9 protein-coding genes are annotated in these 6,935 nt (G+C 63.7%); 2 read left to right on the top strand and 7 right to left on the bottom strand.

What is annotated here, in order from left to right; translation table 11 throughout:
* Positions 1-46: 46 nt before the first annotated feature.
* From NE609_RS16475 to NE609_RS16460, 4 genes are all read right to left on the bottom strand, one after another.
* A complete protein-coding gene (locus NE609_RS16475) occupies positions 47-1,696 on the bottom strand; it encodes a glutamine--tRNA ligase/YqeY domain fusion protein (RefSeq protein ID WP_256153140.1) in 1,650 nt (549 codons plus the stop codon).
* Positions 1,697-1,713: 17 nt separating this feature from the next.
* Positions 1,714-3,369, bottom strand: a complete 1,656-nt coding sequence (gene gltX, locus NE609_RS16470; RefSeq protein ID WP_256153139.1) for a glutamate--tRNA ligase — start codon at positions 3,367-3,369, stop codon at positions 1,714-1,716.
* 61 nt (positions 3,370-3,430) lie between these two features.
* Positions 3,431-3,859: a Holliday junction resolvase RuvX gene (gene ruvX, locus NE609_RS16465; RefSeq protein ID WP_101548555.1), complete on the bottom strand. Its 429-nt coding sequence runs from the start codon at positions 3,857-3,859 to the stop codon at positions 3,431-3,433.
* Positions 3,856-4,599: a histidine phosphatase family protein gene (locus NE609_RS16460; RefSeq protein ID WP_121587324.1), complete on the bottom strand. Its 744-nt coding sequence runs from the start codon at positions 4,597-4,599 to the stop codon at positions 3,856-3,858. The genes ruvX and NE609_RS16460 overlap by 4 nt, the downstream gene beginning before the upstream one ends.
* A gap of 252 nt (positions 4,600-4,851) precedes the next feature.
* Here NE609_RS16460 and NE609_RS16455 point away from each other — a divergent pair, with 252 nt between their 5' ends.
* Positions 4,852-5,376, top strand: coding sequence for a QueT transporter family protein (locus NE609_RS16455; protein WP_256153138.1), 525 nt, complete (start codon positions 4,852-4,854; stop codon positions 5,374-5,376).
* 152 nt (positions 5,377-5,528) lie between these two features.
* Here the strand turns inward: NE609_RS16455 and NE609_RS16450 are convergent, their stop codons facing one another.
* Positions 5,529-5,717, bottom strand: coding sequence for a ferredoxin (locus tag NE609_RS16450; protein WP_121587326.1), 189 nt, complete (start codon positions 5,715-5,717; stop codon positions 5,529-5,531).
* 121 nt (positions 5,718-5,838) lie between these two features.
* Between NE609_RS16450 and NE609_RS16445 the strand changes: the two genes are divergently transcribed.
* Entirely contained in the window at positions 5,839-6,264 is a 426-nt protein-coding gene (locus NE609_RS16445) for a hypothetical protein (protein ID WP_121587327.1), read from the top strand.
* On the opposite strand, the gene NE609_RS16440 is transcribed toward NE609_RS16445, so the two are convergent.
* Together NE609_RS16440 and NE609_RS16435 are read right to left on the bottom strand one after the other, a co-directional pair.
* Entirely contained in the window at positions 6,256-6,456 is a 201-nt protein-coding gene (locus NE609_RS16440) for a DUF6774 domain-containing protein (protein ID WP_256153137.1), read from the bottom strand. The two genes, NE609_RS16445 and NE609_RS16440, sit on opposite strands and share 9 nt — an antisense overlap.
* A gap of 62 nt (positions 6,457-6,518) precedes the next feature.
* Positions 6,519-6,662 (bottom strand): hypothetical protein, encoded by a 144-nt coding sequence (locus NE609_RS16435; RefSeq protein WP_172439125.1) that lies wholly within the window; start codon positions 6,660-6,662, stop codon positions 6,519-6,521.
* Positions 6,663-6,935 lie beyond the last annotated feature (273 nt).

The following is a 6,935-nucleotide window of genomic DNA, read 5'->3' as shown; positions in this document are numbered from 1 at the left end:
CGGCGGATGTCCTTGGACATCCGCCGCCGTATTTTCATATTTTCCGTCACTTCTCGACCTTGAAGCTGTCCTTCAACGTGACGATGCGGTTAAAGGTGTCGGGGTTTTTGCTGTCCTTGCAGAAGTAGCCCATGCGCACGAACTGGAAGCGCTCGCCCGGCTTCGCGTCCGCGAGCGAGGCCTCGAGCTTGCAGTGGTGCAGCTCGGTGAGAGAAGCGGGGTTCAGGTAGTCGAGGTAGTTGGTGCCCTCGGGCACGGCGTTGACGTCCTCGAGGGTGAAGAGGTTCTCATAGAGCATCACGCGCGCGTCGCAGGCGTGCGCGGCGGAGACCCAGTGGATGGTGCCGCGCACCTTGCGGCCGTCGGCGGGCATGCCGTTGGCCGTTTCAAGGTCGGCGGTGCAGCGCAGCTCGGCGACGTTGCCGTCCGCGTCCTTGACGACCTCGTTGCACTTCACGATGTAGGCGCCCATCAGCCGGACCTCGCCGCCCGGCTTCAGCCGCTGGAACTTGGGCGGCGGCACCTCGGCGAAGTCGGTGCGCTCGATGTAGCACTCCCGCGTAAAGACGACCTCGCGGGTCCCGGCCTCGGCGTCGACGGGGTTGTTGGCGACCGCGAAGGTCTCCTCCTTCCCCTCAGGGTAGTTTTCGATGACGACCCGGATGGGATCGAGCACCGCCATGCGGCGGGGAGCCGCGGCGTTGAGCTCCTCGCGGATGCAGTATTCGAGCAGCTTCTGATCGACGAGGCTGTTGGTTTTGGCGATGCCCGCGCGCTGCACGAACTCAAAGATCGCGCTCGGGGTGTAGCCCCGGCGGCGCAGGCCGCAGAGGGTGGGCATACGCGGGTCGTCCCAGCCGTCGACACGGCCGGTCTCGACCAATTCGCGCAGATAGCGCTTGCTCATGACCGTGTTCGTGATGTTGAGCCGGGCGAACTCCCGCTGCTTGGGCTTGGGGTCGAAGCCGATGTTGTCCACCACCCACTCGTAGAGGGGCCGGTGGTTCTCGAACTCGAGGGAGCACATCGAATGGGTGATCCCCTCGATTGCGTCCTGTATAGGATGCGCAAAATCATACAGCGGGTAGATACACCATTTGTCCCCCTGCCGGTGGTGATGGGCGCGCACGATGCGGTAGATCGCGGGGTCGCGCAGGTTGAGGTTGGGGGAGGCCATGTCGATCTTGGCGCGCAGGGTGCGGGAGCCGTCGGGGAATTCGCCGTTCTTCATCCGCTCGAAGAGGTCGAGGTTCTCCTCGGCCGAGCGGTTCCGGTAGGGGCTTTCGCGTCCCGGCTGGGTGAGGGTGCCGCGGTATTCGCGCATCTCGTCGGCCGTCAGGTCGCAGACGTAGGCCTTGCCGTCCCGGATGAGCCGGACCGCGTACTCGTAGCACTGGTCGAAATAGTCGGAGCCGTAGAAGATGCCGTCGGGGTTGGCGCCCAGCCAGCGCAGGTCCTCCTCGATCGACTCGACGAACTCGGTGTCCTCCTTGACGGGATTGGTGTCGTCGTAGCGGAGGTTGAAGAGCCCGCCGTATTTTTTCGCGATGAAGTAGTTGATGAAGATCGCCTTGGCGGAGCCGATGTGCAGATAGCCGTTGGGCTCGGGCGGGAACCGGGTGTGGATCCGCGCCGAAAAGCCGTTTTTGAGGTCCTCGTCGATGATCTCGGTCAAAAAATTAGGAGCGATTTCCATAGGGCACACGTCCTCTTTCAGTTCAGATTTTCCGCCGCGGAGCCGAGCCGCCGGAGCACCCGCTCCCGGCCGAGCAGCCGCATGATCTCGTACATGTCGGGGGAGTTCTGCCGTCCGGTGACGGCCACGCGGAGCACCATGCTCACATCCGCGACGCTGCCGCGATAGGCGGAGGGATTCTGCTTGTAGTCCTTCATGTTGGCGGCGTAGCCGAGCCGCTCGGCGAGCGCCTTGATCCTGTCGAACCAGACGCCGCTGTCGTCCGCGGGGTCGTAGATCGCGGCGTATTCGTCGAGGATGCGCTTCGCGTCGGCGGCGGAGACGTTTTCGGGGTAGGCGCCGTCGCAGGTGAAGAGCTCGTCGAAGAAGAAGCTCAGATACTCCTTGGCGCCGCTCCACACGGCGATGTCCTTGCGGGGCTTTTTGCCGCCGCGGCCGATCGACAGGATCGCTTCGGTGTAGGCGGGGTCGCGCTCGAGCAGCGCGCAGAAGCCGGGGTCGTATTCCCGCGCCCAGGCGGTGAGCCTGTCCGCGACCTCGGCGGCGGACATGCGGGAGATGACGTTTTTGGAGACGTCGCCCAGCTTTTCGATGTCGAAGAGCGCGCCCGAGACGCCCATCTTCTTGGTGTTGAAGGGAAATTTATCGAGCGGGGCGTCGGGGTTCGCGAGCCTCCAGTCCTCGAAATTGGAGTTTAAGAGGGTCATGAGGTACTCCTTGACCGCCGCCACGCAGTAGCCCTGCCGCTGGTAGAAGTCGAGCGCGAGCTCGGGGTCCTTGCGCTTGGAGAGCTTGCGCTTATTGCCGTTTTCCAGCTTCATGAGCTGGGCGGTGTGCACATATTTGGGCATTTTCCAGCCCATCGCGCCGAAAAGCTGGATGTGGATGGGCAGCGTCGCCAGCCACTCCTCGCCGCGCACGACGTGGGTCGTGCCCATCAGGTGGTCGTCGACGACGTGCGCAAAGTGGTAGGTGGGGATGCCGTCGCTTTTGAGGAGCACCACGTCCTGGTCGTTCTCGGGCAGCTCCATCGTGCCGCGAACAAGGTCGGTGAACTTGGTGCGGCGGCCGGGGTCGCCCTCGCTGCGGAAGCGCAGCACGAACGGCTCGCCCGCCGCGACACGGGATTCCACCTCGCTCAGGGGGGTGTCGCGGTGTACCGCCCAGCTCCCATAGTAGCCGAAATTCGCCTTTTCGGCGGCCTGCTTTTCGCGGATGGCGGCGAGCTCCTCCTCGGTGCAGAAGCAGGGATACGCCTTCCCCTGCCGGACGAGCCGTTTGGCGTAGGCCCGATAGATCCCCTCGCGCTGACGCTGCCGGTAGGGGCCGTAGGCGCCGTTGTCGCCGTCGGCCGTCGCGCCCTCGTCGAAGGGGAGCTCGTAGTCGGAAAAGACCTTGAGGATCGTTTCGACCGCGCCGGGCACCTCGCGTTTCTGGTCGGTGTCCTCGATGCGCAGGTAGAAGACGCCGCCGCTCTGGTGGGCGAGGCGTTCGTCCGCGATCGCGCCGAAGAGGTTCCCAAGGTGCATGAAGCCGGTGGGGCTGGGGGCCATGCGGGTGACCTTCGCCCCTTCGGGCAGACTGCGAGGCGGGTAGTCCGCCTCGATTTTGGCGATGGCCGCCTCCTCGTCGAGGCCGGGGAAGAGCAGGTCGGCAAGTGCGTTGTAGTCCATCAAAAAAAGCTCCTTTGCGGCTGTAATCACGCGGATAGTATACTACAATTTTCCACCGTTATCAATCTTCATCCGGATGATTGCGGCGGTAATTCATATAACTTTCGAGGATGATGGTGGCAGCCACCTCGTCGATGACCTCCTTGCGTTTTTTGCCGCGGGTGTTGGTGGCGTTGAGGTACCCCGTCGCGGAGACGGTGGTGCCGCGCTCGTCCCACAGGCGCACGGGGACGTTGACCAGCCGGGCAAGCTGGTCGGCGAAGTCAGCGCAGAGCTGGGCGCGGGGGCCCTCCGAGCCGTCCATATTGATGGGGTGCCCCACGATGACCATCTCCGCGCCGTATTCGCTGGCGGAGGCGGCGACCTTTTGGACCACGCTGCCGAAGTCCTTGTCGTGGATGACCCCGATGGGGGACGCGAGGTATTCGGTGCGGTCGCAGCAGGCAAGGCCGGTGCGCGCGTCGCCGAAATCAACAGCCATGATCTTCATATCTTCACTCCTTTGGCGGCCTGGCCGCCGGCATCGGCATTTTCCCGCGCGGCATGGGCCGCGCGGTCCTCCTCGGTGACGGGGACGCTGCGCCACCAGTCCTGGAGCGCGAAGGTCGAGGCGGCCTCCGGCAGGTGGGAGGAGTCGTTGAGGTAGACCGGACGCGGCAGGAAATCGTCCCCGAATTCGATCCTGCTCACGGCGGTGTTGTCGCACCAGCCGACCTCGCCGATCCGCTCGATCGGCCAGCCCTGCGCGTGGCAGAGGTAATTGCGGATGGCGCAGCCGTGGGAGGCGACGGCGACCGTTCCGCCCGCGTGCGTCCGCACAATGCGGCCGATGGTGTCCCGCATCCGTTCGTAGACATGGCGCATGCTCTCGCCGCCCGGGGCCTCGAACGCCCACGGCTCGTTGTCCCAGCGCGCCTCCTCCACGGGGAAGCGCAGCGGCAGCTCCGCGAAGGGCACCCCCTCGAACGCGCCGCCGTTGATCTCCATGAGGCCGTCGTCGGTGACGATGGGCAGCCCGGCCGCGCGGTCGATCGCCTTCGCCGTCTCGTACGCCCGCTTGAGCGGGGAGGCGTAGACGGCGTCCAGCGGGATATCCGCGAACCGGCGGGCGAGGTATTCGAGCTGCCGGTAGCCCTTTTCGCTCACGTCGCTGTTGCTGTGTCCCTGAAAGGTCCGCCGCCAGTTGCCCTCGGCCTCCGCGTGACGGACCAGATATAAGGTAGTGGTCAAACGATTTCACCCGATTCCAATGAATTCCCCGCGCGATCGCGGGTGCGGGCGGCAGGGCGCCCGCAAAACACACGCATATATTATACTATAAATCCGAGGGAATCACAATCCCGGGCTTGCTTTTTCCCGCGCCGGAAGCTAAAATAATAAAGCCGCTTGCGCGGCGGTCAGTTCGCAACATCCTGACCTTAAACAAACACTAGGGGCGTCCGTGGAAAACCGCGGAAAGGCTCCGGAAAAGAGGAAAAAAACATGACAAGGCAAACCCCCAACATCCGGCGCATGGTCGTGGCGGCCATGATCGCCGCGGTCTACTGCGCCGTCAGCCTCCTGCTGCTGCCGCTTTCCTTCGGGGCGGTGCAGGTGCGCGTCTCGGAGGCGCTCACCCTGCTGCCCGTGCTGAGCCCGGACGCCATCGTCGGCGTGACGCTCGGCTGCGCGCTCACCAACGCCCTCGGCTCGTCGATGGGGCTGATCGACGTGGTGGTGGGCACCTCCGCCACCCTCATCGCCGCGCTCATGAGCTGGGCGCTGCGGAAGGCGCGCGTCTTCGGCCTCCCGATGGCGTCGTCGCTGCCCCCCGTGCTCGTCAACGCCGTCTTCATCGGCGCGGAGATCACCCTCCTCTCCCCGGAGGGGTGGAACACGGGCGTCTTCCTGGCCACCGCGCTGTCGGTCGGCGCCGGCCAGCTGCTCTCCTGCTGCGTGCTCGGGCTGCTTCTCGTCTGGGCGCTGGAACGCAAGGGGCTGGGGGAACGGCTGTTCGGAAAATCTTAAAGGACAGAAAAAAGGCCTGCGGCTGTGCCGCAGGCCTTTTTCCGGGAAACGGTATTTAGTTTGTAAATTTATCCTACCATACGGCCACTGAAAGGTCAATGGTAACATAATACTAGTCGTCCCGGTTAGAGAAATGAAAAGTAAGACTAAGTTCATTCAACGTGGATGACCGAAACAGGACAGCTCTCCTGTGCGGTGACGGCGCCCTTCTCCGCTTCATTCGGGACGGGATTCTGGTGCACGTCGGCCAACCCGTCGTCCCCCATATGGAACACCTCGGGGCAGATTTCCACGCACATGCCGCAGGAGATGCAGCCGTCGCGGTCGATTTTGGCAATCATGGCAGGTCCTCCTTCCGTAAAGATATCCCTATTCTTTCCCATCTTCGCCCAAATTATCCAAAGAAGGAGTTTGGACGGGCCGCGCAGCATAAAATGGGAAAAAGGGGAAGGAGGCGCTGCAATGGTCGACCTGCATGTCCCCCTGCGGCAGGGGGTGCTCTTTGCGGTGGGCGGCGCGCTCTATTATCTGGTGGAGGTGCTCTGGCGGGGACATTCCGACTGGACGATGGCGGTGCTGGGAGGCGTCTGCTTTCTGCTGATCGGGCGGATCAACGAGCGGTGCGAGTGGTGCGTGGCGCTGCTCTCCCAGATGGTGCTGGCCTCGCTCATCGTCACAACGGCGGAATTCTGCGCGGGCATGGTCCTGAACATATGGCTGGGGCTGGGGATCTGGGACTATTCCGGAATGCCCTATAACCTCTGCGGTCAGGTCTGCCTGCTTTATACGAATCTGTGGTTCCTGCTCTCCCTGCCGGCCATCGTCCTCGACGACTGGCTGCGCCACTGGTGGTTCGGCGAACGAAAGCCCGCCTACAAGCTACTCTGATACGCCCGGCCTTCCGGCGGGCGGGACCCGCCGGTTCTCCTCCAGCTCTCGCTGGAGCGCGATCGTCTCGAGCGTCTCGCCCGGCTGCACAAAGATGGAGCCGAGCACGTCGAGCTCGGTGTTGTCCGGATAGTCCTGCGCGATCGATACCGCGAGCGCGGTGATCGCGGTGACCAGTTCGTAGGAGTTCATGCGGTCACCTCCCCGCGCATCCTATGAAAAATCCCCCGGAAATGACACAGTGGAGGAAGAGCTTACTCTTCCTCCACAATGCTTTGGAGACATTCGATCAGGTCGTTCAGGGTGTAAAGACTGACGTCGCGGCGCAGGATCTCGTTTTTCAGCTCGATGGGGAGCGACTCGAACCGGTAGCGCAGCTTTGGATCGACATAGGACATGGTCCATCACCTCAACTGGAAGTATGGGCCGCCTGCAGCGGGCTTAATCACCCGGCGGTTTTAGATTTCCGCTCGTCGAGCGGCGGAGGTTGTCGGCTGGCGGCCGACGGCAGGCTTAGGTTTTCCGCTCATCGAGCGGCGGAGTTGCCGGGTCCCGCCCCGGCGTGCGGCCCCATTTCTTGTGCGGACAAGAAATGGGGGAAAGAAGCCGCAGGGGGCTTGGGCGGCCTGCCCGGGCTGCGCCCGGAGCGCGCTACGCGCGACGGCCGCTCG

The organism is Anaerotruncus sp. DFI.9.16, assembly GCF_024461615.1.
In the GTDB taxonomy this organism is placed as follows: Bacteria; Bacillota; Clostridia; order Oscillospirales; family Ruminococcaceae; genus Anaerotruncus; species Anaerotruncus massiliensis.
This window is presented reverse-complemented; position numbering and strand designations above follow the sequence as displayed.

Excerpts from the sequence above, each read along its gene's own strand:
- NE609_RS16475 (WP_256153140.1), bottom strand. The coding sequence starts at position 1,696 with ATGGAAATCGCTCCTAATTTTTTGACCGAGATCATCGACGAGGACCTC.
- gltX (WP_256153139.1), bottom strand. The coding sequence starts at position 3,369 with ATGGACTACAACGCACTTGCCGACCTGCTCTTCCCCGGCCTCGACGAG.
- ruvX (WP_101548555.1), bottom strand. The coding sequence starts at position 3,859 with ATGAAGATCATGGCTGTTGATTTCGGCGACGCGCGCACCGGCCTTGCC.
- NE609_RS16455 (WP_256153138.1), top strand. The coding sequence starts at position 4,852 with ATGACAAGGCAAACCCCCAACATCCGGCGCATGGTCGTGGCGGCCATG.
- NE609_RS16450 (WP_121587326.1), bottom strand. The coding sequence starts at position 5,717 with ATGATTGCCAAAATCGACCGCGACGGCTGCATCTCCTGCGGCATGTGC.
- NE609_RS16445 (WP_121587327.1), top strand. The coding sequence starts at position 5,839 with ATGGTCGACCTGCATGTCCCCCTGCGGCAGGGGGTGCTCTTTGCGGTG.
- NE609_RS16440 (WP_256153137.1), bottom strand. The coding sequence starts at position 6,456 with ATGAACTCCTACGAACTGGTCACCGCGATCACCGCGCTCGCGGTATCG.
- NE609_RS16435 (WP_172439125.1), bottom strand. The coding sequence starts at position 6,662 with ATGTCCTATGTCGATCCAAAGCTGCGCTACCGGTTCGAGTCGCTCCCC.